The organism is Pontibacter deserti (genome assembly GCF_023630255.1).
GTDB lineage: Bacteria > Bacteroidota > Bacteroidia > Cytophagales > Hymenobacteraceae > Pontibacter > Pontibacter deserti.
Genome location: NZ_JALPRS010000001.1, coordinates 949758 through 973615, shown reverse-complemented (window position 1 = coordinate 973615; position 23858 = coordinate 949758). Strand labels below are relative to the sequence as shown.

Below are 23858 nucleotides of genomic sequence, written 5' to 3'. Positions count from 1 at the left end.
GGGTTGTGTAATAACTGTTTACTGATAATTGCTAACTGATAACTGAAACCGTGAATGCATTCTGGATAATATTGACCGGATCTTTGGTAGCAACCTGCTGTAGTTTGCTGGGCTGTTACCTTATACTTCGCCGGATGGCCATGGTAGGCGATGCTATCTCGCATGCTGTGCTTCCGGGTATCGTAATTGCTTTCCTGTTCACCGGCTCCCGCGATTCTATACCGATGATCATCGGGGCTGGTTTACTGGGCGTGATCACTACCTTCCTGATCGAGTTCTTTCACCGTTATGCCCGTGTACAAGCCGATGCATCCATAGGTATCACCTTTACCTGGCTGTTTGCGATAGGCATTATACTTATCTCTGTTTTTGCTGGCCAGGTAGACCTAGATCAAGACTGTGTACTTTACGGTGAGATTGCATATGTGCCTTTAGATCTGTGGCTTACTGAAAACGGCCTCAGCTTTGGCCCCAGCACCATCTGGACCCTAAGCTTTGTAACTATACTTATCATTACCTTTATAGTGTTGGGCTATAAAGAGTTGTTCCTTACAGCTTTTGACCCGGGCTATGCAGCTGCTATCGGAATCTCAACCACGCTTTGGTATTACCTGCTCATGACCGCAGTATCGCTAACCACAGTGGCCTCTTTTGAGTCGGTGGGTGCTATACTTGTAGTTGCCTTTCTGGTTGGTCCGCCGGCTACAGCTTACCTGCTTACCGATAACTTTAAGCAGATGTTGGTATTAGCTGTAATCTGTGGTATAGTAGCGTCTGTAGCAGGATATTACCTGGCGTACTGGCTCGATGGTTCTATTGCCGGAGCCATTGCTACTATTACAGGTATCGAATTTGGTTTGGCTTTCCTGTTCTCGCCTACGCATGGTTTGCTATTTAAAAACAGAAAAGCCATACCAGTTTAAAAAGCTTCATCGTTAAGAAACTGTTTTCGGTTATTCTTTGTGTTACGCTTAAAAATCATCCTGCTATGAAACCAGTTTATACTTTTCTAACGCTGTTGGTTCTGCTCTCCGGAATCTCAGCTTTTACATTTGCGCCCTCACCTGATAATGGAAAGAAAAGCAAAGCTGAAACTATAAAATGGCTTACTATGGAAGAGGCCGAAGCAAAGATGAAGAAACAGCCCCGCAAGATCTTCATCGATGTGTATACCGACTGGTGCGGCTGGTGCAAAAAGATGGACAAATCAACTTTCTCCGATCCGGAAGTAGTGGCATACATCAATAAGAATTATTATGCCGTAAAACTGGATGCCGAAGGAAAAGAACCTATAACAGTAAAAGGCCATACCTATACTTACAAACCAGAGTATAAATCCCATGAGCTGGCACTGGCTTTATTAAATGGCCAGATGAGCTATCCTACTACTGTCTATCTGGATGAGAAGATGAACATGCTCTCCCCTGTTCCCGGTTACCTCGACAAAGCAGCCTTTACCAAGATCATCCGCTACTTCGGCGAGAACTTCCACAAAACCATGACGTGGCAGGAGTACGAGAAACGGAAGTAAGTGCTGAATTTTAATCTGTCTGAGTCAGAATTTTCAGGATTTATATTACGGCTGGCGCGAGTCTCCAGACTCGTGACTTAGAATAGTATTGCATCTCCTGATGCAACTGGCCCGGCAGGGATAGGTATAGTAAAGGCACTGGCTATACTTCTATAGCGGTCCAACCACCCCTTCCCCTCCTTGTCTAAGGCGGAGAGTTTTTCTGTTATTGCTATAGTTAGTTTTATAGTTCTATAGTTGCTGCTTTAACACCCCTATAGTCCCCTCTAGGGGACACTTTCTGTGCTGCTATAGCTTAATTTATAGTTCTATAATTGCTGTTGGACATCCCCTGCCCCCTTCAAAGGGGGACTTTCTGCCGCTGCCTATTCATCAGTTATAGTTCAATAGATACAGCTCCATGAGCGGACAGGTCTCGACCTGTCCCTACGGAACTACAACCACGATAAAGCTATACAACTATAGCATCTCTTCAAACTATAGCAGCTTCTATCGAAATGATCTCAGTCTTTGGGTTGAGCGCCTTGTAGATTTCCGGTGCTGAAAGCATTGCGAGGTACGAGCAAAGGAAATGTACACCGCGCGATGCCCGAAGACGGGGCCTCCCGGCCTTGAGGGCACCAAAGCTAACCATGATAACTATAGGCAAGTAGAGCTCTCAGGATTGGAGGTAACTATGGAAGTATAGCTTGGATCAGGTTTCAACTATAGCCAACTATAGGACATAAAAATTTCTCACTGAGGCTCAAAATGACAAAGTAGGAACTACAACTATAAGCTGAAATAGATTTCTAGCTATGGCTCTAAATGACTTTAACTAAAACAATACAACCGACAACATCAGATAACTTCGTAAATTTGTATTCTGATTAACAGCAACAACTTGAATACGAATATACTTTCTAACGATACGATAGTAGCCGTAGCGCCAGCACCCGGTGCTGGCGCTATTGCCGTTATCCGTCTTTCTGGTCCGGAGGCCATAACTATAACCCAGCGTGTATTTAAAGGCAAAAACCTGGAGCAGCAACCATCACATACCATTCATTTCGGTACCATCCGCGATGAAGGTAAGATTGTGGATGAAGTGCTGGTGTCGCTGTTTAAAGCGCCCCACTCCTATACCAAAGAGAACGTGGTGGAGATCTCCTGTCATGGCTCAGACTACATTGTGCAGCAGATCGTGAAGCTATTTCTGAAACATGGTGCCCGCCTGGCCAATGCCGGTGAATTTACAAAACGTGCTTTCCTGAACGGGCAGTTTGACCTGGCGCAGGCCGAAGCTGTAGCCGACTTGATCGCATCTGATTCTGCCCTGTCACATGAAGTGGCTATGAAACAGATGCGGGGTGGATTTTCGCAGGAAATTAAAAGACTGCGTGCTGAACTCGTACACTTTGCCTCTATGATTGAGCTGGAACTGGACTTTGGCGAGGAAGATGTTGAGTTTGCTGACCGCGACCAGCTACGTAGCCTCATCCTCAACATACAGCGCATTATCAGGGAACTACTGAAGTCGTTTGAAGTAGGCAACGTGATCAAGAATGGTGTGCCTACGGTTATAGTTGGTAAACCCAATGCCGGTAAGTCTACCCTCCTGAACCAGCTGCTGAACGAGGAAAAAGCCATTGTATCAGATGTACCTGGTACAACCCGCGATTTTATTGAAGATGAGATTAGCCTGGGCGGTATTACCTTCCGGTTTATAGATACCGCCGGCCTCCGCGAAACGACAGATAAGGTAGAAGCTATAGGTGTGGAGCGCACCCTGCAGAAGCTGAGCCAGTCGTCGCTGATCATTTACCTGTTTGATATTACCACCACTACACCAGAAGAAGTACAGGCCGAACTGGAGCAGCTAAACCCTAAAAAGCTTCCGGTGCTTGCTGTGGCGAATAAAATAGATGAAGCCTCCCCTACTAAACTTGCAGCTTTCGACAACATAGAAGACCTAGTGAAGATATCGGCGGCAGAAGGAGCAAACATGGATGCACTTAAAGATACACTAATAGAAAAAGTAAACATCGGCAAGCTAAACACACAGCAGCAAACTATAGTTACCAACCTCCGCCACGTAGACAGCCTGAACAAAACCTACGCTGCCCTGGATGATGTGCTGCACGGGCTGGCCCTAGGTATGAGCGGCGATCTGGTAGCAGCCGATATTCGCCGAGCACTTTATAGTTTAGGTGAGATCACCGGCGAGATCACAACAGACGATTTACTGGACAACATTTTTACTAAGTTCTGCATCGGCAAGTAACCTACAAATTCTCAAAAACAATAAAGCCCTCCTGCCACAACAAGAGGGCTTTATAGTTTACAGCCCACCTCAGCTGATCCTGGTAACGATCTGGTTACCCGTTGAAATGTCACACTCTTCCCCTACTTCCAAAGTCGCAACAGCATCAATATCTTCCGGATCGTAGCCGTTGGCGCTTGTAAAGTAGTCTTCGGTTACTTCTTTTTCCCTGGTATCATAGGTGTTGATGGCGCGGTCGTCCCAGTCGCCCCACCTGCACAGGTATTTCTTCTTCTCCATAGGTTATAACTAATTGGCGTTATCCAACCACATACTATACTCAACCAAGCAATACCGACATTAATGCAGCGCCACTGTGCTGGGTTTGATGTTCTGGTTAAAGCGGAAGAGATTGTCCGGGTCGTACTTGGTCTTCACTTCCACCAGGCGGTCGTAATTAGGGCCATAAGCTGCCTGAATGCGCTCTGTTTCATCCTGGGTCAGGAAGTTGACATACACCCCACCTGTGGCATAGGCTGCCGAATCCTTGAAGAAGGCTCGTGCCCAGCGAATGCTGTCGTTATCTTCAGCAGCGGTTTCCCAGCGGGCGTGCACGTTCATGATAAAGCTGGCATCGCGGTGCGGATAAGCTGTTTCAGTCTCACCCACACGTTCCATCTGGCCACCTACCTGACCCAGGAAAATCTCGGTGTGCGGCGATGGCAGGCGGTGCACATAGTCGATCATCAAATCAATGGCTCCGTCATTCAGCTCAGTAAAGTTGTGTGATTTCCAGTAATTGCGGGCTCCCGGAGTAAGCAGCGGATCAAAAGCTTTCTGCCAGCCTACAAAAGGATGCGGACCAATGACATCGGCTATCGGTTTACCCCATCTGCGCAGTGGCTCCAGTATCTTTTCTCCTTTTGCCATGTCGCCTATGTGGCAGGCTGCTAATACCACTACCTCCCGGCCATGCCATTCTTCCGGCAGAAAAGGCAACGGCGGTGCTTTACGTAGTACCACCCACACAGCGGTATCATCGGGCAACGTATGGGCATAATGGCGGTAGAACTGCAGTACTTCTTTTGCATCCTCAAAAGGGTGTACAATTAAACCAGACAATACCTCCGGCCCCACCGGGTGCAGCTGAAACTCAAAAGATGTAACTACCCCAAAGTTACCGCCTCCGCCACGTATGGCCCAGAACAGGTCCGGGTGCTGCTTTTTACTGGCGTGCACCAGCTTACCATCGGCAGTCACTACGTCGGCAGAAAGCAGGTTATCTACGGTCATGCCATACTTGCGGCTAAGCCAGCCAAAGCCGCCGCCCAGTGTAAGACCTGCCACACCGGTAGTTGAGTTAATGCCAAGCGGGGTTGCCAGCCCGAAAGCCTGCGCTTCGTGGTCGAAGTCGGCCAGGGTGCAGCCGGGCTCTACACGCGCTGTATGATTTTCCGGGTCTATCCGTACAGAGCGCATCTGCGAAAGGTCGATCAGCAGGCCTTTGTCACATACAGCATTACCGGCAATGTTATGGCCTCCGCCCCGCACTGCCAGCAGCAGCTCATGTGTTCGCGCAAAATTTACAGCTTGTATCACATCGGCTACGCCGGCGCAGCGCACGATCAGGCCCGGGTGCCGGTCTATCATACTGTTCCAGATAACCCTGGCCGCATCATACCCTGCTGCCTCCGGTGTCAGGAGCTGGCCTCGTAAACTGGCTGCAAGTGCATTGATCTCCTCGGCTGAGAGTTGTGTGGTTGCCCCTTCGAGCGTACCCACTGTAAACATGTTGCTCATTGGTACCTCCTTGTTTTAAAGTATAAACCTGATGTTTCTGACTTGTTAACCACACACCGGCGCTCCTTTTTATTGTACGTATCACATTTACTTATGCACTTAATCAATTTACTATAAAGCTCTTACAAACTATAGTTACCAGTAAACGACTTGATTTTACACTTAAACCTGATATACCCGCTGGTGAACAACTGTAAACTTTTAACATCTACCTTTGCAGGAGGTTATAATTTGTAAATCCGGAGATTGATAGTTCGTCGAACGTGCGCAGATACCTGCTGTACATGCTACCTTTATTTTGACTATACCTGATGAAGAAAAAGATCAGAATTACCCTCTTTGCACTTGGCCTGCTTATAGTTGCGGCCCTGGCCTCTGGCTGCGCTTTCCTGAAGTTATCGCCGCAGTTTGGTGCCGAGGCCAAGGGTGCGCGCCTGAAGACCATGCAGCAATCGCCAAACTATAAAGACGGGCAGTTCCGAAACCCTGTTGAAACGAACATGGACATCGGCTTTAAGGGGTTTGTAAAGATCTTTTCGGCCAGGATATTCGGGAATAATGATAACCAGGTGCCTGACTGGGAAGTACCGGTTAAGAAACTGAATGCACGGCAGTTTACCAGCACCGTACAGGACACCGCCACTATAGTTACCTGGCTCGGGCATTCAGCTTTTATGGTAGAAATAGATGGTAAGCGCCTGCTCCTGGACCCTATGCTCGGAGACATTGCCTCTCCTATCAGCTTTATTGGTCCGAAACGTTTCTCTGCGCTGCCCATTACCGTGGAAGAGCTGCCCCAGATTGATGCTGTGCTGATATCGCATGACCACTACGACCACCTGGACTATGGCTCTATTAAAGAGCTGAACAAAAAGACAGGCCATTTTTATGTAGCACTTGGTGTAGGTGCCCACCTGGAACGCTGGGGTGTGCCAGCCGAAAAGATAACCGAAATGGACTGGTGGCAGGAAACAACCTTTGAAGGGCTGACCTTTGCTGCGACCCCATCGCGGCATTTCTCAGGCCGCGGCTTCGACGACAGAATGAAAACGCTCTGGATGTCGTGGGTGATCATTGGTAAGGAAGACAGGATTTTCTTCAGCGGCGACTCCGGCTACTTTCCTGGTTTTGCCAAAATCGGCAGCAAGTATGGTCCCTTCGATATTACCCTGATGGAGTGCGGCCAGTACAACGAGCTATGGCCCAACATACACATGATGCCCGAGCAAACCGTGCAGGCCCACCTCGACCTGAAAGGCAAACTGCTCATGCCCATCCACTGGGGTGCCTTCGCCCTGGCCATGCACACCTGGACCGACCCTATAGAACGAGTAACTAAAGAAGCTGCGCGTTTGAAAGTACCCATGACTACTCCGCTAATCGGGGAATCTATAGTTTTAGGAAAGAAAGCGCCGGGGAAGGTTTGGTGGAGGAGGTAGAAGGAATAACAGAAATTGATGAAGCTGCCTGTATAAATCCCTAAATTGCGACATGGATTTTATAGCATTAGACTTCGAGACAGCTACGCCGCAAAGAGACAGCCCTTGTGAGATAGGTATAACAGTGGTAAAGGACAGGCAGATTGTAGAAACCCGCTCCTGGCTGATCAAGCCTTTATACTATCCGCACTTTAACCATTTTAATGTGGCGGTGCATGGCATAAAACCGACCGATGTAAAAGACCAGCCTGATTTCAGGGAGCTGTGGCCGGTACTGCAGCCTTACCTGGAGGGACAGTTCCTGATCGCGCACAATGCCAGTTTTGATATGAGCGTACTGCGCAAAACACTGGCTACCTATAACCTACCGCTACCGGAGGCGCGCTATTCATGCAGCCTGAAATTCTCTAAGAACATCTGGAAAGGTATGACTAAGTATGATTTGAAAACGCTCTGCAACATACACCGGATCGACTTCCAGCACCACAGGGCTGCGTCAGATGCACATGCCTGTGCCGCACTTTCTCTGAAAGCTATTGAACAGACTGGTACTGCTTCGGAAGAAGAGTTTCTTGCGAAAATGGGAAGCAAGATCAGCCGCGTCTGAGTTTATACTTGATAAATTAGCTTTACTACCTAGCTGTTACCCCACCTCAGAAATTCCGGATGCGGAAGCTCCTATACTACGAAAGGTAACATATACTAACTGTAATCTTTATAGCTAATCTATAACCAGCTCTATTACGAAATAAGCTAAAGAACCAACCAGAAGCAAAGCAAGTGCAGTATTAGGTGTCATAGGCAAATAAATCTTATTAACTAACAATAATCAGCAGCTTATACTTTAAGTAACTACCTGAGCAGCAAAATGTTTAGCAACAAAACTCACCAGAAAAGGCATAGTAAAGCTGATACAGGTGTATTATACTAAAAATTGAGTCAGACAGGCTGTTAAGTTGATACTAACAATTAGGTGCATCCTCTCAAGGGGGAGTTACATAAACTATAAACTTTACTGGTTACCTTGCAGACTATAACTGTTTACTACCACCCATGACAAAACAAGCTCGCTATACAGCAACCGTAAAGCAGATTTTCAGTGCTTACATAGACGGCATAATTGACAATGAAGAACTGATACAAAAGCTCCGGGAAATTGAAATGCAACTTATGTCTGATCAAGACTCAGAAGATGAAGAAACCGAAGCTACCAAAGGACTTTGGATCCGTTTTTTTGAAGGTGATACAGAAGGGCTAACTATCCAGGAGATCGAAAATGACCTGAGTAATCAAGAGCATCCAAACTATAAAATACTGCGGCACGGCATAGCTATAGGTCTGGCTGATGATGAACTGGAAGTTCATTATGATTAGCATGCCTTACTCCAGCACCCGCCGCAGGTAATTGATCTGCCCCAGGTGGTAAGACAAATGTGCTGTGAGGTGTATCAGGAAGAAACCAGTTGTCATGGGCTTGCCCAACACCTGTTCCGGGTATTCCTGCTCAAGGCTAGTTGGCTGAAGCTGCTGCAGGGTATTAGCTACCATTTCCCGGGTCTGTTCTACCTGCTTCAAGAGTTCCGTTTTGGGTACATCCTTCCTGCTGAACTCTGCCGGTCTGTCGCGTACATATCCGCTGTTGCCGAGTTTAGCGCCAATATACCTATTCAAGTTTCCGCACAGGTGCAGGCACAGGTTCCCTGCCGGGTTGGTGATATTCCCTGTTGTTTTCCAAAGATTAGCCTCCTCTGTAAAGCCATCTATTTCGCTGTAAAGCTTTTCCAGGTCACGGTTAAGTATGGTAATCAGGTCTTGCAGCAACATTTGGAGGTTTGGAGTTAGAAAGTTAAAAAGTTTGCTAATTCTGTTTAATACGTATTCGGTTATTCAACATTCACAGGCTGCTTTAGACAAGTATAAGAAACTATAAAATTGCTTCAAACACTTACTCATCTATAATTCCCACATAAAACCAAAAAGCCGCTCCTGAAAACAGGAGCGGCTTTTCTTTGGCTTTGTATAATACTGTTCTACTTATTGATCATGATGCGGTGCGTTTCAGAATGTGATCCGGCTGTAACCTTAAACAGGTAGATGCCTGGTGTCAGCTGCTGCACATCAAGTATAGCTCCTTTCCTGGCTTCATCGGCCTGTACTTGCGTAGCCATCACCTGCTTGCCATAACTATCTACCACCTGTATCACTAGCTCCCCTGTCAGGTTTTCGGCCAGTTGCAGGTTCAGTTTGCCCTGTGTAGGGTTCGGGTACATAATGGTTTTGGTTGGCTTAGCGGCAGCGTTAGATACCAATGTCTGGCTAAGCGTGCCGGCTTTCAGTACCAGTGTCTCCACGTTGGCTGTGGCATCGCCTCCGAAGCGCGAAGTTACTGTAGCCGAGTTGAGAATAGTTACCGGGTTCGATACAATATCCACGTTGTCTACATACCAGCCGGTAGCAGCGGTCAGCACATCAGATGCCATCTTGAATCGAATCAGTGCCTTCTGTCCTTTGTAGGAAGCCAGATCAACAATGGTCTGTATATATCCGTTGCTGTTACCTGTAAAGGCCGGGCCACTTATGGTAGCAGCATTTTCCAGCGGAATCGAGCTGTTATAGCCGTTCTGTATCATTTTGCTGCCCAGGTTGGTCCAGATAAGGCCGTTGTTGGTGCTTATTTCTACAATACCACCATCAAAGCCTTCTTCGGTTGCATAGTTGTGCCAGAAACGCAGCAGCGCGTTCTCACCTATAGTTACAGGCGTTGCAAGTGTCAGGTACTGGTCACTGAGGTTATCCGGATCTGCTGCAAACCAGGAGTTTCTGCCGCTGTAAGGGTTTTTAGAGCTTAGCATCCAGTTATTGAGTAACAGCGTACTGCTTGTCTTCCACTTGGTGCCTCCGTTCTCCATATCATCGTTAAAGTATACCGTAGTACCGTCACCTTTATTCACCTTCACTTTAAAGCTGCGGTTTATAGTTTCGCCCTGTGCCATGCGCACTGCTCTAAAGCTTACCGTGTTGCCGGTTACTTTAATGTCCTTATTGCCATCTGCTACAAAAGAGGTATTGGCTGGCACAGCACTGGTTACGGTTACACCACTTACCGAGCTGGCTGTGTTGTTGGTAACGGTAATGTTGTAGGTCAGCTCCTGCCCGTCTGTTACTGGGCTTGGGTTGGCATTCATGTTAATAGCGAACTGTGGCGCGCATGATGGTGGCATATCGAAAGCCTCTACTCCATCTGTCAGGTCGTTATTGCTGCCTTGTTGCGCGCTGTAACCTAAACCACGCTTGGCAAATGCGGCCCAGATGTAGCACTGGTTGGCCCCGCCGTTGTTAATCTGATCGGCTGCAAGTATAGCATTGCGGGCATCAATAAAGCCAGGGCTGCACGGCTGTAGTTTCAGGCCATCCATTATCAGCTGCAGCGCTATGTTGTTACCGCCTTTGCCACTGTAGATATTCGGGTCGTAGCCATACTCATTTATCAGGTTCCAGGTCAGGTCCCAGAGCATGGTTGCCCAGATAAAGCCTACGCCATGCGGTACAGATATTTCCGGGTTCGAGATGTCGCCATAGGTATAAGGGTTGATGCTCATGTCGGTGCTGTAAGGTGCAGGTCTGATACCACCCCCATCTGTTGGCTGCGACTGCACATACGTACCAATACCTCTGCGCTGCGGGCCGGTATCGCCGACTTTCATCGTCATGTATAACCCAAAGAAATCGCTCCAGCCTTCGCCACCTTGCTCTGCTCCTGTTAAACACTGGGTACTTGGGCCACCGGTTAAGCGAGTAGAGATACCATGGCCATATTCGTGAGCAATGATACCGTTATCCAGGTCACCGTCTTTCAGCGGAGGAACGCCGCCATCACGTCGTAAGGCTCCTGAAAGTCCACCGGCAATAGCAGCAACAAGTTTGTCGCCATCCGCCTTCGTGATCATGATAGCAGGTATAAGTACGGTAGCACCGGTCTCATCGCCACCCATTGACATCGGTTCACCATCTACGTTATTGATGACAATAACTGCAGTTGCCCCGGAGGCCTGTGCGTTCAACGCTTTCGATATAAACGAACAATCACCGCGGTAAACCAGCGCAATGTTGCCGGTAATAGCTGTCTGGTTATTAAAAGGCAGCGGCACAGAACCAGCTGGCAACTCAGGGGCAGCATTACAACCGTTAGCCGGGTCAGCCAACACAATCTTGCCTGACACGCCCGTCTCGTTTATTTCCGGCCCAAAAGCAGCCTGCACACCTGTATAAGAACCCGCTACAGATGATGGAGTTGTGATGTGGAGCAATTTAGCAGGCAATGAAGATGTCCAAAGATACATCTGCATACGGCCCGGTACGCCATCCTGCAAGGTCAGGAAGTTGGCATTGTTGGTACCACCGCCATCCTGTGCTTCAGCCATCACACCGTCCAGTCCGGCTCCCTGGCCAGTAAAGTTTGTCTGCTGAAAGTTACCGCTCACCTCATCAAAACCGAACTGGTAAAAGACATCGTGCATTAGGTTGTTCCAGTAAAACAGATTGGTAGTGGCTGCCTGCACATAAGTATCGGGCTCTTTGGTAAGGTCCAGCGGGAAATCGAACACCAGGTTAAGACCACCATCCGGGCTTAAACCGGCGTTGGCTCCTGCCCTGTCCTCGTAGGCGTGCACATTGTTACCTTTGGTTATCGTATAGCTCACGGTACCGTCGTTGTGCCAGCCCAGTGGCGAGGCAGCCGCATTCTCTTTGCCGGTAACTAAGGTCCTGTCGCCATGATTTGGAGTTTCGAATGGCACATCGTAAATACGGTAGGTCCCACTTGTAGCTACCGCCGCGGCGCTGCTTATAGTTGCTGCTTTCGGTGCCACCATTTGCGTGTAAAGCAGCTGGTTAACTTTCTGCTGCAACCTTCTTTTAGCAGCCTGTGCTTTAATGGTGCTGGTTGTAGTGGCAGAAGCACTCTCCGGTGCATCGGTTACAACGGCAGGTCCCCAGTTATCCTGTATCACCAGGTCTTCTTTCTTCAGTACCTGTCCGGTAGCGGCATCAACTTTCATGCTCCAGTAGTGCTGTGCATCCAGGTTATAGATCTCTACTTCCCAGGCCAGCCTTACGGTACCATCTTCCATGGGCTGGTACACCAGCTTAGCCGGGATCGGGTTCAGCGATACGCCGCCATCAGTCAGTACTACAGCTTTTGCGGCTGCGGTTACTTTATCGGTGGGTCTCTTTCTTTCCTTTATTTCAAGTGGCTTTCTCACGTTCAGTTTCAGGTGTTGCGCAGCGGCGCTGGCAGCCTGCGGTGCCGATATGGCAGCGGTATTATTACGGATTGCAGCCCTGAGGTTAGGGATAAACCTGTTCCCCATGTTGATGACCTGTCCTTCTTTTGAAATGTTGATGTTGATATTGGCGCCAACCACTTCGATGCCCTGGAAACGCTGGCGCAGGTAGATGTGTGTTACACCGTTGTTCTTGCTGGTATACTGGTCGGTTATAACATAATCGGCCAGGTCGGCGGAGGTAAGTTTGTGTTCTGCTTTGGTTTGCTGGATGTGCTGCATGGCCTTGTCCAGCGCTGATTGGGAATTTGCAGTAAGCGGCACCAGAAAGAGGCAAATCCCCCACAGGTACAGCAACTGCTTCGTAATCCGTAGTTTCATTTTAGTTTAGTTAAAGGTGTTACATATGGTATTATAATAAGGTAAGCTATTTTTCTACTCGAGCTATCAATTGTATATTAAACAGCAAATCAAACTATAAACTTTTGAGTTACTGATAAATAAGAACTATTGATATCCCTTGTAAATGTTGCACTATCTGTACTTTACTAGTGATAATGAATCAATTACGAAGATGTGAAAACAATGGATTTACCTGTTGTTAGACTACACTACACCTATATTGTATTCTGGTAAGGCAGAAGTTTAATATGCATGAATAATAACTGTTTATACTATAAATTTATAGTTGTTACAACATTAAATTTAACTAGGCTAAACGCTTATTGTATTATTGTTGCTGTGTAGCGCATTTTTCACTTTTCTGATTGTGGATTATAGCACTTAAAATTACGGAGACTTGCAGAAGTTATACTCGACTTAAAGATGCATAATATACACCTATTCATACAAAATTTAACTATACCAATAAACACACTTTATGATATTTTATACTTTTCCAAGCATAAAAATTTCAAAAATCCCCTCTAAGTTAAGCCTTGATGCACTTAAGGATCCAAGAGAAGTTAAGAAACAGCTGTATATGTTGTTTTCCGTATATCGGTGTATATTTGAAGCTGCTACTTCTTTTGTGGCAGCTATAGCAAACAACAACCAAACACAACACTATACATGAGCAAATTAACTATCAGCAGCCTCGGGGAGCTTGTCCAGTACGAAGGCTCTGAAATGGGAGTATCCGAGTATCATACAATTACACAGGAGCAGATAAATAAATTTGCCGATGCCACCCTGGACCACCAATGGATACACTTAGACCAGGAACGCGCTAAAACTGAATCTCCTTTTGGTACAACCATTGCACATGGCTACCTGACCGTGTCGCTGCTTCCTTACTTATGGTCTCAGATAACATCTATCGAAAACCTGAAAATGCAGGTTAACTATGAAATAGAAAGTTTGCGCTTTAACCAGGCAGTAACGGTTAACAGCGAGGTGCGCCTTCGAGCAAAACTACTATCTGTTAAAGATCTGCGTGGCATTGCCAAAGCACGCCTGGAAGTAACACTTGATATAAAGGACAGCAAAAAACCTGCTTTTACAGGTATTATTACGTTCCTGTATCACTTTAATTCGTAAAAAACTTTTGTGCAGCTTCAGGTAAAACTAACAAGGCTGCATACCTGGAGCAAACCGTAACAGGAACAGGCAGGGGAAGTATACGGACTATGGAGAACATTAACCTGAACGATTGGGATGAGGCGCGTTACCTGGAACTGAATGCTTATTTCAGGGTGCGGATACAGGTGCTCGTAGATTCAGATCCTTATATACGGGAAATGATGGAGCAGGAAAAGAGCATGCAGCTCAAAGATCTTATAGACCGGTTATCAGATGAGGACCAGCAACTATGGCATGAGTTCCTTCGGCTTGATAGTATCAAACTGCACCGCGACATGAAAAACCACCTGGAAGGTAAAGGAACACCTTATAATCCAAGGGATGGCTTTTCCGGATCGGTCTCTGATGACGATGATGAAGATATGCCACCAACCTGGTAGCTAAGTAAATTGAGCGTTATCACCGGACAGCCATTCTAAACTCTTTTACGTATTATGATGGAATTTAAGTAGCTTTAGAGAAATCCTAAACCTAGAAATCATGGCAAAGTCACAAGACGCAAAAAAAGAGGCAAAAAAGAAACCTGCAAAAACCACTAAAGAGAAGAAAGCAGCAAAACAGGAAAAGAAGAAGAGCAACTCTTCTATTTAACCTGCTATACTTGCTGTTATATATAAAGCCACTGTTTCAGGTGGCTTTTTCTTTTTACAAAAGTATAACCTTGAAGTATAAACATAACCTTAAGCTTGCTGTTCAATTTATGGCAGTAAATTGGGTAAATGTCTAAGGTCAAGCAGGTAAAAACCTCTCTCTTCTACTGCTTATACTTATAAACCTGATTACAATTGCAAACAAGTAAATAGATAAACTATAAGCTATGTAAACTTTTTCTTGCACAGCCGTTTATAGGTGAAGCATAACCCGCTATCTTAAATTACATTGTAAATTTCAGATATTAAAGTTAGCCAGATTTCATTTTATTACATTTTTGCATAATTTCGCCTTTACCAAAAGAGACACAACAACGGACATAAACAAATCGAAACAATGTCAGATTTCGCTGAAATTATTTTAGAGGGTAAATCCTACAAAATGCCCATCGTAGTAGGTACCGAAAATGAAAAAGCAATTGATATAAACAACCTGCGTGCTGAGAGCGGCTATATTACGCTCGACTCAGGTTATAAAAATACCGGTGCTACCGAGAGCGCGATCACTTTTCTGGATGGAGAAGAAGGTATTCTGCGTTACAGAGGGTATCCTATCGAGCAGCTGGCTGAGAAGTCAAGCTTTATTGAAGTTGCTTACCTTCTGATTTACGGTGCACTGCCTACTCAGCAGGAACTTGATGTTTTCACAAACGAGATCAAGATACACACACTGGTGAATGAGGATATGCGCAAAATTTTAGATGGTTTCCCATCTACGGCGCATCCAATGGGTATACTTTCAGCTTTGATCAGTTCATTAACTGCTTTCTATCCTGAGTCGCTTAACCCGAATCAGTCTAAAGATGAAGTTAACCTGACGATCATCCGCCTGATGGCTAAGTTGCCAACTATAGCAGCGTGGTCTTATAAGAATTCAATCGGCCATCCGGTAAACTATCCTAAAAACAAGCTGGACTATTGCTCGAACTTCCTGCACATGATGTTCGCGTATCCAACTGAAGAATATGAACTTAACCCTGTAGTAGTAAGCGCATTAAACAAACTGCTTATCCTGCACGCTGACCACGAGCAGAACTGCTCTACTTCTACTGTGCGTCTGGTAGGTTCTGCAAACGCTAGCTTATACTCTTCTGTGTCTGCTGGTATTTCAGCGCTATGGGGCCCGCTGCACGGTGGTGCTAACCAAGCTGTGATCGAGATGCTGGAAGCAATTAAAGCGGATGGTGGTGACTCTAAAAAATTCATTGCAAAAGCAAAAGATAAGGATGATCCTTTCAGACTGATGGGCTTTGGTCACAGAGTTTACAAGAACTTCGACCCTCGTGCTACCATCATTAAGAAAGCTGCTGACGAAGTATTAACTGCTCTTGGCGTAAACGACCCTATCCTGGATATTGCGAAAGAACTGGAAGAAGCAGCGCTTACTGATCAGTACTTTGTAGATCGTAAGTTATACCCTAACGTAGACTTCTACTCAGGTATCATTTACAGAGCGCTAGGCATCCCTACTGATATGTTCACAGTAATGTTTGCTCTTGGTCGTCTGCCAGGTTGGATTGCTCAGTGGAAAGAAATGCGTGAGCAGAAAGAGCCAATAGGTCGTCCGCGTCAGGTGTATACCGGCGACACTGAACGCAATTATGTACCGATGAACGAGAGATAATCTATTTCACTAATAACAAAAAAGGCTGGTTCTTAAACCAGCCTTTTTGTTTATATCCTTTTCTGATCTCGCAACGTGCGCAGCTCCTGCGAGAATCTGGCTACGAAGCAAGGACTGATGCATGAGACGCTGCGAGGTTTGGTATATACTCGAAGGTCTTATAAAAAAAACTGTAGATCTATTGTTGCTGCTTTAACACCCCTGTAGTCCCCTCAAGGGGACACTTCTGTTTTGCCATTTCACTAGCTATAGTTTTATAGTTACCTACCATGAACAGGACAGATCGCGATCTGTCTCTACGAAGCTACAACCACGAGAAAAGCTATACAACTATAGTATCTTCAATTACCTATAGCTCTAACGATCACTGTCTTTGGGTGGAGCGCCTTGTAGATTTCCGGTGCCATAAGGCATTGCGACCGAAGGAGCAAAGAAAATGTAAACTGCGCGATACCCGAAGTCCCAGATCCCGAAGAATTTCGGGGACGAGGCCCCGCGGCCGTGAGGGCACCAAAGCTAACTATGACAACTGTAGGTAAGTGAAGCTCCCAGGATTAGAGGCAGCTATGATAGTATAGCTTGGTTTGAGAAAGCATAAACAGCAACTATAGGACATATAAGATCCCTCGGCTGACGCTCGGGATGACAACGAAAAGAAATGTCACCAGAACTTGTAGTAGCTGCGCACACTACGAGATCTTGGTCATACTGCCTAATTTATAATTCTGTAAACACTGATTTATAGTTTATAGAACCTGCATCTCTATGCGGCGATTCAATTGGCGGTTTTCTTCAGAGGTATTAGCTTTCACAGGCTTACTTTCCCCTAAGCCTTTATACCTGATACGATTCCCGGAAACACCTTTAGCTACCAGGTAATCTACCACAGCTTTCGCCCGCTTTTCTGATAACAGTTGATTTGCTGCGTCAGAACCAACATCATCGGTGTGGCCGGTAATTTCAATTTTGAGGTTCTGGTTCTGGCGCATGAAGTTGATGAGTTTGTTCAGCTCAGTCTGAGACTTCTTCTCCAAGTTATACTTTGCTGATGGAAAGAACAGGTTATTCAGTACGACTGCAGAGCCGGTTTTAATGGGCTTTAAGTATACATCCAGCGCTACGGGTGTCAGGTTCTTACGGGAAGTATAATCAAAGTTCAGGCTGTTCATCATAAACTGCGACGCACTTACATACAAAGCATACTGCTTGCCTTCGGTAAGCACTACAGTATATTCTCCGCTAACTTTATCTGAACGTACCTGCTGTACCAGCGAATCGGCCTCTATATCATATAGCTGAACGGTTGCTGCCAATGGCTTTTTTGTATCAGCATGATAAACCCGACCCTGCGCGTAAGTACTCTTTGCTTTGGTCTGCCAGACAGCGGGAACATCTAAGGAATATAACTGTACAGTAGTAGTTCCGTCATCTGTACTCATACTGCGCGCGTAAAAACCAAGTTTATTATCAGGGGTAATGTATAAAGAACTTTCGTCCGCGTGCGTATTTAAAGGGTAACCAAGGTTTTTAGGAGTCTGCCACTGCTGCCTCGAAGCTAAGTCTGTCATGAAAACATCCAGTCCGCCTAAACCTTTATGCCCATCGCTTACAAAGTATAAAGTAGAACCACTTACATGTATAAATGGAGCCAGGTCACGGCCTTTTGAGTTTACAGGTTCACCCATGTTTCGCGGTTTACCCCACGAACCATCATCACTTAAAGTAGTAGTCCAGATATCTTCTTTCCCAATACCACCTCCGCGCATCGAGCTGAAGTATAGGGTACGACCGTCTGCAGAAAGGCTTGGTTGCGAGTCCCAGTTCTTTGAGTTAACAGTACTGCCCATGTTCTTAGGCTTACTCCACTCATTTCCTGTTCTGAAAGAAATATAAAGGTCACAATCGCCAAAGCTGTCAGGTAGGCTACAGGCTGTAAATACCAATGTTTTACCGTCGCCGGAAATAGTAGCAGCACCTTCGTTGGCTGTTGTATTTATGATTTCAGAGATTGAAACCGGTGCTTGCCACTCTCCTTCTTTCTTTTCGCTGATAAATATGTTCTCATCCTGGTCTGGTCGTAGCCCGTTACGAGCTGTAAAAATCAGGTAGCGTTGATCTGCAGTAGTGGATGGGAAATATTGAAGGGGATATTTATTGATGTTGGCCGGTAGCTGCACCGACTTAAACTGAACAGGCTCTTTCATTGCCTGCAAAGCATAATCTGCAGTCTCTATCTGGCTTTTAGCATAAGTAATAAAGCGACTGTTTTTTGTATTCGCTTTTAAGTAATTTTCATAATTACTTTTTGCTGCCTTGTAATCTCCTTTATCAAAATTGAGTTCTGCCAGATCGAAGTAATAATTGGCAAAGGCCGGATTATAGGGCATCAGTTTTAGTCCTTTGTCTAACTGCTCAAAAGACTGCGCCTTATTCCCCATCATCTTGTTCAGGTTCGATGCCTTCAGATAAGCTTCAGCAAAATTAGGGTCCTTTTCTACTGCTTCAGCTAATAGCTCCAGTGCCCGGGTAAAATCGCGGGAACGGGCATAATCATCAGCTTTCAGGTATAAACTTTCAGCTTTTTTAGAAGTTGTGCTTAAGGGTTGCTTCTGAGCATAAACCCCTATTGCCAGAAAAAAACACAGAAGAAAAACAAGCAGTTGCTTTGGCATAAATTGCTAAGGAATGTCCATATACTTGTGCGTCTGTAACGACACACGCCACTGTGGATTTGATTTCACGTATTCTACTATAAGAGGCATTAATTGGTTGGCTTTACTCCACTCCGGCTGCAAATAAAGTTTTGTTTTCTCACCTACTCTGGCTGCATGCTCTTCTGCCCATTTAAAGTCACTCTTATTAAAGATAATCACTTTCAGCTCATCTGCAAAAGGATATACCGATGCATCAGGGGCTTTAAACTTTTTAGGAGAAAGGCATACCCAATCCCAATAGCCACTAAGCGGGTACGCACCCGATGTTTCGATCATGGTCCGGATGCCTTTTTCCAGGAGTTGTGCGGTTAACGGGTTCAGGTTGTAAAGAAGCGGTTCGCCACCTGTTACTACCACGGTTTTCCCCGGGAAAGTTTCAGCTGTAGTTACGATTTCTTCAATAGGTGTAAGCGGGTGCAATTCCGCATCCCAACTCTCTTTTACATCGCACCAATGGCAACCTACATCGCAGCCGCCTAATCGGATAAAGTACGCAGCGGTGCCAGTGTTACCACCTTCGCCTTGTATGGTATAAAAAGCTTCCATCAGGGGTAAACGACTACCGTCTTTTGGTACCTGGTGGATGGATGCTGTTTTTAAAATTTTAGTTGATTCCAATTTACTTCTAACCTTGTGCACCTTTACCGGTGCTTATACTTGCTTTCTTCAATTCTGAAGGAGCTTAAATTAACTCTGCAGAACTTGCAAAGGTAGCTAAAAATGCAACAAGGTTTATAGTATGTTGTGTTCCGCTGGGGTTTAAGAGATTTTGAGAAGTAAAGCTTTTTCTTTCTTCTTTGTCATTTCGAGCGAAGTCGAGAAATCTTATTTGTCTTATAGTTGAAGGTTCCTCCATCTTGAACCAAGCTTTTTCTTTCATAGCTACCTCCAATTCTGGGAGCTCTACCTGCCTACAGTTGCCATAGTTTCCTTTGGTGCGCTCACGGCCGCGAGGCCTCGTCTTTGGGCATCGCGCGGTGCAAATCTCTTTTGCTCCTTCGTCGCAATGCCTGACCGGCACCAGATATTTACAAGGCGCTCAACCCAAAGACTGTGATCAGTTAGATAGCAATAGCTATTGTTGGGTTGAAGTGTTATGGCTCTTAGCTTTTCCTGCAATGTAGTTCCGTAGGGACAGGTCGCGACCTGTCCGCTCTTGGTCTATAACTATGGAACTATTAACTTAGCTATAGTAATAGCAGAACTGCCCCTTGAGGATAAGTGAGAACGGGAGTTCGAAACTTGCGAGCAAACCTCATAAGGGTGTTAAGACTGCAACTATGAAACTATAGCTGAAGAAATAGCAAAGTAAGAAAAGCTCCCCGCCTTAGACAAGGAGGGGTTGGGGGTGGTTGGACCAACGGCAACTATTAAACTGTAAGCAAGACACTCGCAGGAGCTGCGCACGCTTCGCTGTCTAACCCCGAAAATACTCATTCAAAGAACGGCTTTCCCTTTTTAGACGATTATTCTGTACAGAGGTAAAAAAATAGCCGCACACCTGTCACGATATACGGCTAAACTTAATACCTAATTTTATACTTACACAGCAGCGTAAACTTCTCTTTTGGCAGCGCGGAGTGTGTTCTTTAAAAGCATAGCTATGGTTAACGGACCTACACCACCCGGAACTGGCGTAATATAACTGCACTTTGGTGCCACGTTATCAAAGTCTACGTCACCGCGCAGCCTGTACCCTGCTTTGCGTGTAGCATCTGGCACGCGCGTAGTTCCTACATCTATCACAACAGCGCCTTCTTTCACCATATCTGCCGTAATAAGACCTGGTTTGCCTACTGCTGCAATAATGATGTCTGCCTGACGGGTATGGTAGGCCAGATCGACAGTATTGCGGTGGCAAAGTGTAACAGTGGCATTTCCAGGATAGGCAGCCTTGGCCATCATGATGCTTATCGGAGAACCTACTATGTTGCTGCGACCGATCACCACACAATGTTTACCGTCTGTTTCAATCTGGTAACGGTCCAGGAGTTGCAGTATACCATATGGTGTGGCAGGCAAATAAGCAGGCAGATTCACTACCATACGCCCTACATTTATCGGATGAAAGCCATCTACATCTTTTCTGGGATCAATTGATTCAAGAACTTTCTGTGTGTTTATATGGCGCGGCAACGGCAACTGAACTATAAACCCATCGATCTCATCATCATTATTTAACTCCTTTATTTTATAAAGCAACTCCTCTTCACTTACAGTGTCTTCATAACGGATAAGGGATGAACCAAAACCAACACGTTCACAGGCCAGTACTTTATTTGTAACATAGGTAACTGAACCACCATCATTGCCTACAAGTACAGCCGCCAGGTGAGGCACTTTTCCGCCATTGGCTCTGATATCAGCCACTTCAGCAGCAATCTCTTGTTGTATAACTTCGGATGTTTTTTTACCGTCAAGCAGGATCATAGTTTGATTTATTATTAGGAATTATGATGTATTAAATCAGTATAGGCACTTGTAATTAAATCGTCTTCTTCAATCTGGAGCAGTTCTTTGTAATAACGGCATTGCTGATTCAGCAAGTCTATGCCTAAAGATCCATCCAGATCAATGGCTTCTATTTCAACAAAATGCCCAAGTTCCTCCAAGTAATCGATGTGGAACTTCACATTTTCAATGAAATATATTTTCCGGAGTTTCTTTACCTGCGCCAGCAGTCTCTGGTTTCCACAAATCTGGTCTATAGTTTCAACTCCGGGATTCTTCAGATATAGCATCACTTCGGTTTGCGTTGCCTCCCCGTTGATTTTCCGGTTATAGTGTATCAGCACGTTTTCTATAGTTCCTTGCCGGTGCTTTAGCTTACCATAATCTGTTTCATAGTAGGTATCCGTTTGCACATCTAACCCCACATACTCGGCCTCGTGTTCCAGAAGTATACTCTCAACCTTGGCTGGGTCGTAGCAGCGGGCTTTTATAGTTATATCGGCGTACAATGCTTTAGTAAGTTTATATCCAGACTTCCTGACAAAGGACTGTTTATACTACAGGTCTTTTATCCTTTGTTAAAAGCTCTCTTTCTTAATTGTATATAAGCCACAAGCCCCGGCGCGCAGGCAGCACGTCGGGGCTTGTTCTATGTTAGTCGAGTTTAAGCACGGCTAAGAAGGCTTCTTGCGGAATTTCCACGTTACCTACCTGGCGCATGCGTTTCTTTCCTTTTTTCTGTTTCTCCAGAAGTTTACGTTTACGCGAAATATCACCCCCATAACACTTGGCCAAAACGTTTTTGCGCAAAGCTTTTACAGTCTCTCTAGCAATGATCTTCTGGCCGATAGCAGCCTGAATGGCGATCTCGAACATCTGGCGCGGCAACAGTTCACGCAGCTTTTCGCACAGACGCTTGCCCCAATCGTAAGCCTTGTCGCGGTGCACGATGGCAGATAAAGCATCCACAGGTTCTCCGTTCAGCATTACATCCAGCTTCACCATGTTCGACTGACGGAAACCAATCAGCTCATAGTCCAGGGAAGCATACCCACGAGAAATGGTTTTCAGTTTATCAAAGAAATCGAATACGATCTCAGCAAGAGGCATTTCAAAGGTCAGCTCAACACGGTCGCTGGTCAGGTAAGTCTGGTTTTTAAGGATGCCACGCTTATCCATACAAAGCGTAATGATTGGCCCCACAAACTCAGACTTAGAAATGATCTGGGCTTTAATGAACGGCTCTTCTACGTGGTCGATATAGTTTGGCTCCGGCATTTCGGAGGGCGCACTTACTTTTAGCAATGCACCTTTAGTAGTATGAACATGGAACTGCACTGATGGAACCGTCGTGATAACGGTCATATCAAATTCGCGCTCCAGGCGTTCCTGCACGATCTCCATGTGCAGCATTCCTAAGAAACCGCAACGGAAACCAAAACCAAGTGCTGCAGATGTTTCAGGCTCCCAAACAAGCGAAGCATCGTTTAGCTGCAGCTTCTCCATTGAAGCGCGTAACTCTTCATATTCGCTAGTCTCAACCGGGTAAATACCGGCAAATACCATTGGCTTCACGTCCTCAAAACCCTGTATACTTTCACCAGGTTTGTCAACGTGTGTTATCGTATCACCAACTTTTACTTCCTTCGCATTTTTTATACCAGATATAAGGTAGCCCACGTTACCGGCCCCCATTTCCTGGCGCGCTTCCTGGTTTAGTTTCAGTACACCAATTTCATCGGCTTCGTAGGTTTTGCCCGTGTTTATGAACTTTACCTTCTCTCCTTTTTTAAGCGTACCGTTAAAAATCCGGAAGTATACTTCTATACCTCTATATGAGTTGAAAACGGAGTCGAAGATAAGTGCCTGAAGCGGTGCAGCCGGGTCGCCTTTCGGAGCTGGAATACGCTCGCAGATAGCATTCAAGATATCTTCTATACCAATACCGGCTTTACCAGAAGCATGGATAATATCTTCTCTGTCGCAGCCGATCAGGTCAATGATCTGGTCCGAAACTTCTTCCGGCATGGCATGCGGCAGGTCAATCTTGTTCAGTACAGGTATAATCTCAAGATCGTTACCAATAGCTAAGTATAAGTTAGAGATGGTCTGTGCCTCTATACCTTGTGATGAATCTACAATCAAAAGCGCGCCCTCGCAGGCAGCAATAGAACGTGAAACCTCATACGAAAAGTCAACGTGGCCTGGTGTATCTATAAGGTTAAGTACATAGTCCTCACCTTTATAGTTATAGTTCATCTGGATGGCGTGGCTTTTAATTGTAATGCCTCGCTCTCGCTCCAGATCCATGTTATCTAGCAGCTGGTTTTGCATCTCGCGCTCCGCTACCGTTTGGGTAAATTCCAATAGGCGGTCGGCCAGAGTACTCTTACCGTGGTCGATGTGGGCGATGATACAGAAATTGCGGATGTTCTTCATAAATATCTATACGAAGAACAAAGTTAAGAAGAAAGTGGCTTTGTTGCTGCTTCTGCAGGCAAGATTTATAGTTTACAGGTATAAATTATACTTACCCCTGAAGTT

The 23858-nt window shown here is 45.7% G+C and carries 19 protein-coding genes; 9 read left to right on the top strand and 10 right to left on the bottom strand.

Annotated elements, in window-relative coordinates:
- The first annotated feature begins 50 nt into the window (after positions 1-50).
- From MJ612_RS04160 to mnmE, 3 genes are all read left to right on the top strand, one after another.
- Complete coding sequence (locus MJ612_RS04160; protein WP_187029726.1) at positions 51-923, top strand: metal ABC transporter permease; 873 nt, start codon at positions 51-53, stop codon at positions 921-923.
- 65 nt (positions 924-988) lie between these two features.
- The gene (locus MJ612_RS04155) at positions 989-1531 is read left to right on the top strand and encodes a thioredoxin family protein (RefSeq protein WP_187029724.1); all 543 of its coding nucleotides are present in this window, start codon (positions 989-991) and stop codon (positions 1529-1531) included.
- Positions 1532-2414: 883 nt separating this feature from the next.
- Positions 2415-3794, top strand: coding sequence for a tRNA uridine-5-carboxymethylaminomethyl(34) synthesis GTPase MnmE (mnmE, locus tag MJ612_RS04150; protein ID WP_187029722.1), 1380 nt, complete (start codon positions 2415-2417; stop codon positions 3792-3794).
- Positions 3795-3863: 69 nt separating this feature from the next.
- Here the strand turns inward: mnmE and MJ612_RS04145 are convergent, their stop codons facing one another.
- Both MJ612_RS04145 and MJ612_RS04140 read right to left on the bottom strand, forming a co-directional pair.
- Positions 3864-4073 carry a hypothetical protein gene (locus MJ612_RS04145; protein WP_187029721.1) on the bottom strand — a complete coding sequence of 70 codons (210 nt, stop codon included), beginning with the start codon at positions 4071-4073 and terminating at the stop codon, positions 3864-3866.
- Positions 4074-4133: 60 nt separating this feature from the next.
- A complete protein-coding gene (locus MJ612_RS04140) occupies positions 4134-5573 on the bottom strand; it encodes an FAD-binding oxidoreductase (RefSeq protein ID WP_222619600.1) in 1440 nt (479 codons plus the stop codon).
- Between the two features lie 311 nt (positions 5574-5884).
- Between MJ612_RS04140 and MJ612_RS04135 the strand changes: the two genes are divergently transcribed.
- The 3 genes from MJ612_RS04135 to MJ612_RS04125 all read left to right on the top strand — a co-directional run bounded on the left by MJ612_RS04135 (position 5885) and on the right by MJ612_RS04125 (position 8386).
- Positions 5885-7012, top strand: a complete 1128-nt coding sequence (locus MJ612_RS04135) for an MBL fold metallo-hydrolase (RefSeq protein WP_187029718.1) — start codon at positions 5885-5887, stop codon at positions 7010-7012.
- A 52-nt stretch (positions 7013-7064) separates the two neighbouring features.
- Positions 7065-7619 carry a 3'-5' exonuclease gene (locus MJ612_RS04130; RefSeq protein WP_187029716.1) on the top strand — a complete coding sequence of 185 codons (555 nt, stop codon included), beginning with the start codon at positions 7065-7067 and terminating at the stop codon, positions 7617-7619.
- A 446-nt stretch (positions 7620-8065) separates the two neighbouring features.
- A complete protein-coding gene (locus MJ612_RS04125; RefSeq protein WP_187029714.1) occupies positions 8066-8386 on the top strand; it encodes a hypothetical protein in 321 nt (106 codons plus the stop codon).
- Between the two features lie 6 nt (positions 8387-8392).
- On the opposite strand, the gene MJ612_RS04120 is transcribed toward MJ612_RS04125, so the two are convergent.
- Together MJ612_RS04120 and MJ612_RS04115 are read right to left on the bottom strand one after the other, a co-directional pair.
- The gene (locus MJ612_RS04120) at positions 8393-8836 is read right to left on the bottom strand and encodes a DinB family protein (protein WP_187029713.1); all 444 of its coding nucleotides are present in this window, start codon (positions 8834-8836) and stop codon (positions 8393-8395) included.
- Between the two features lie 206 nt (positions 8837-9042).
- Positions 9043-12675, bottom strand: coding sequence for a T9SS-dependent M36 family metallopeptidase (locus MJ612_RS04115; protein WP_187029711.1), 3633 nt, complete (start codon positions 12673-12675; stop codon positions 9043-9045).
- 690 nt (positions 12676-13365) lie between these two features.
- Here MJ612_RS04115 and MJ612_RS04110 point away from each other — a divergent pair.
- The 3 genes from MJ612_RS04110 (at position 13366) to MJ612_RS04100 (ending at position 16149) form a co-directional block, all read left to right on the top strand.
- Positions 13366-13833 carry a MaoC family dehydratase gene (locus MJ612_RS04110; protein ID WP_187029709.1) on the top strand — a complete coding sequence of 156 codons (468 nt, stop codon included), beginning with the start codon at positions 13366-13368 and terminating at the stop codon, positions 13831-13833.
- An 89-nt stretch (positions 13834-13922) separates the two neighbouring features.
- Positions 13923-14255, top strand: coding sequence for a hypothetical protein (locus MJ612_RS04105; protein WP_187029707.1), 333 nt, complete (start codon positions 13923-13925; stop codon positions 14253-14255).
- Positions 14256-14862: 607 nt separating this feature from the next.
- Positions 14863-16149 carry a citrate synthase gene (locus tag MJ612_RS04100; RefSeq protein WP_187029705.1) on the top strand — a complete coding sequence of 429 codons (1287 nt, stop codon included), beginning with the start codon at positions 14863-14865 and terminating at the stop codon, positions 16147-16149.
- 746 nt (positions 16150-16895) lie between these two features.
- Here MJ612_RS04100 and MJ612_RS04095 read toward each other — a convergent pair.
- From MJ612_RS04095 to lepA, 6 genes are all read right to left on the bottom strand, one after another.
- Positions 16896-18821, bottom strand: a complete 1926-nt coding sequence (locus MJ612_RS04095) for an OmpA family protein (protein WP_187029703.1) — start codon at positions 18819-18821, stop codon at positions 16896-16898.
- A gap of 6 nt (positions 18822-18827) precedes the next feature.
- Positions 18828-19481, bottom strand: a complete 654-nt coding sequence (locus MJ612_RS04090; protein ID WP_187029701.1) for a 7-carboxy-7-deazaguanine synthase QueE — start codon at positions 19479-19481, stop codon at positions 18828-18830.
- 64 nt (positions 19482-19545) lie between these two features.
- Entirely contained in the window at positions 19546-19743 is a 198-nt protein-coding gene (locus MJ612_RS04085) for a hypothetical protein (protein ID WP_187029699.1), read from the bottom strand.
- A 662-nt stretch (positions 19744-20405) separates the two neighbouring features.
- Positions 20406-21293: a bifunctional 5,10-methylenetetrahydrofolate dehydrogenase/5,10-methenyltetrahydrofolate cyclohydrolase gene (locus MJ612_RS04080; RefSeq protein ID WP_187029697.1), complete on the bottom strand. Its 888-nt coding sequence runs from the start codon at positions 21291-21293 to the stop codon at positions 20406-20408.
- 14 nt (positions 21294-21307) lie between these two features.
- Positions 21308-21823, bottom strand: a complete 516-nt coding sequence (locus MJ612_RS04075) for a class IV adenylate cyclase (RefSeq protein WP_187029695.1) — start codon at positions 21821-21823, stop codon at positions 21308-21310.
- 145 nt (positions 21824-21968) lie between these two features.
- On the bottom strand, positions 21969-23753 hold the full coding sequence (lepA, locus tag MJ612_RS04070; RefSeq protein WP_187029693.1) for a translation elongation factor 4: 1785 nt from the start codon (positions 23751-23753) through the stop codon (positions 21969-21971).
- Positions 23754-23858: the final 105 nt, after the last annotated feature.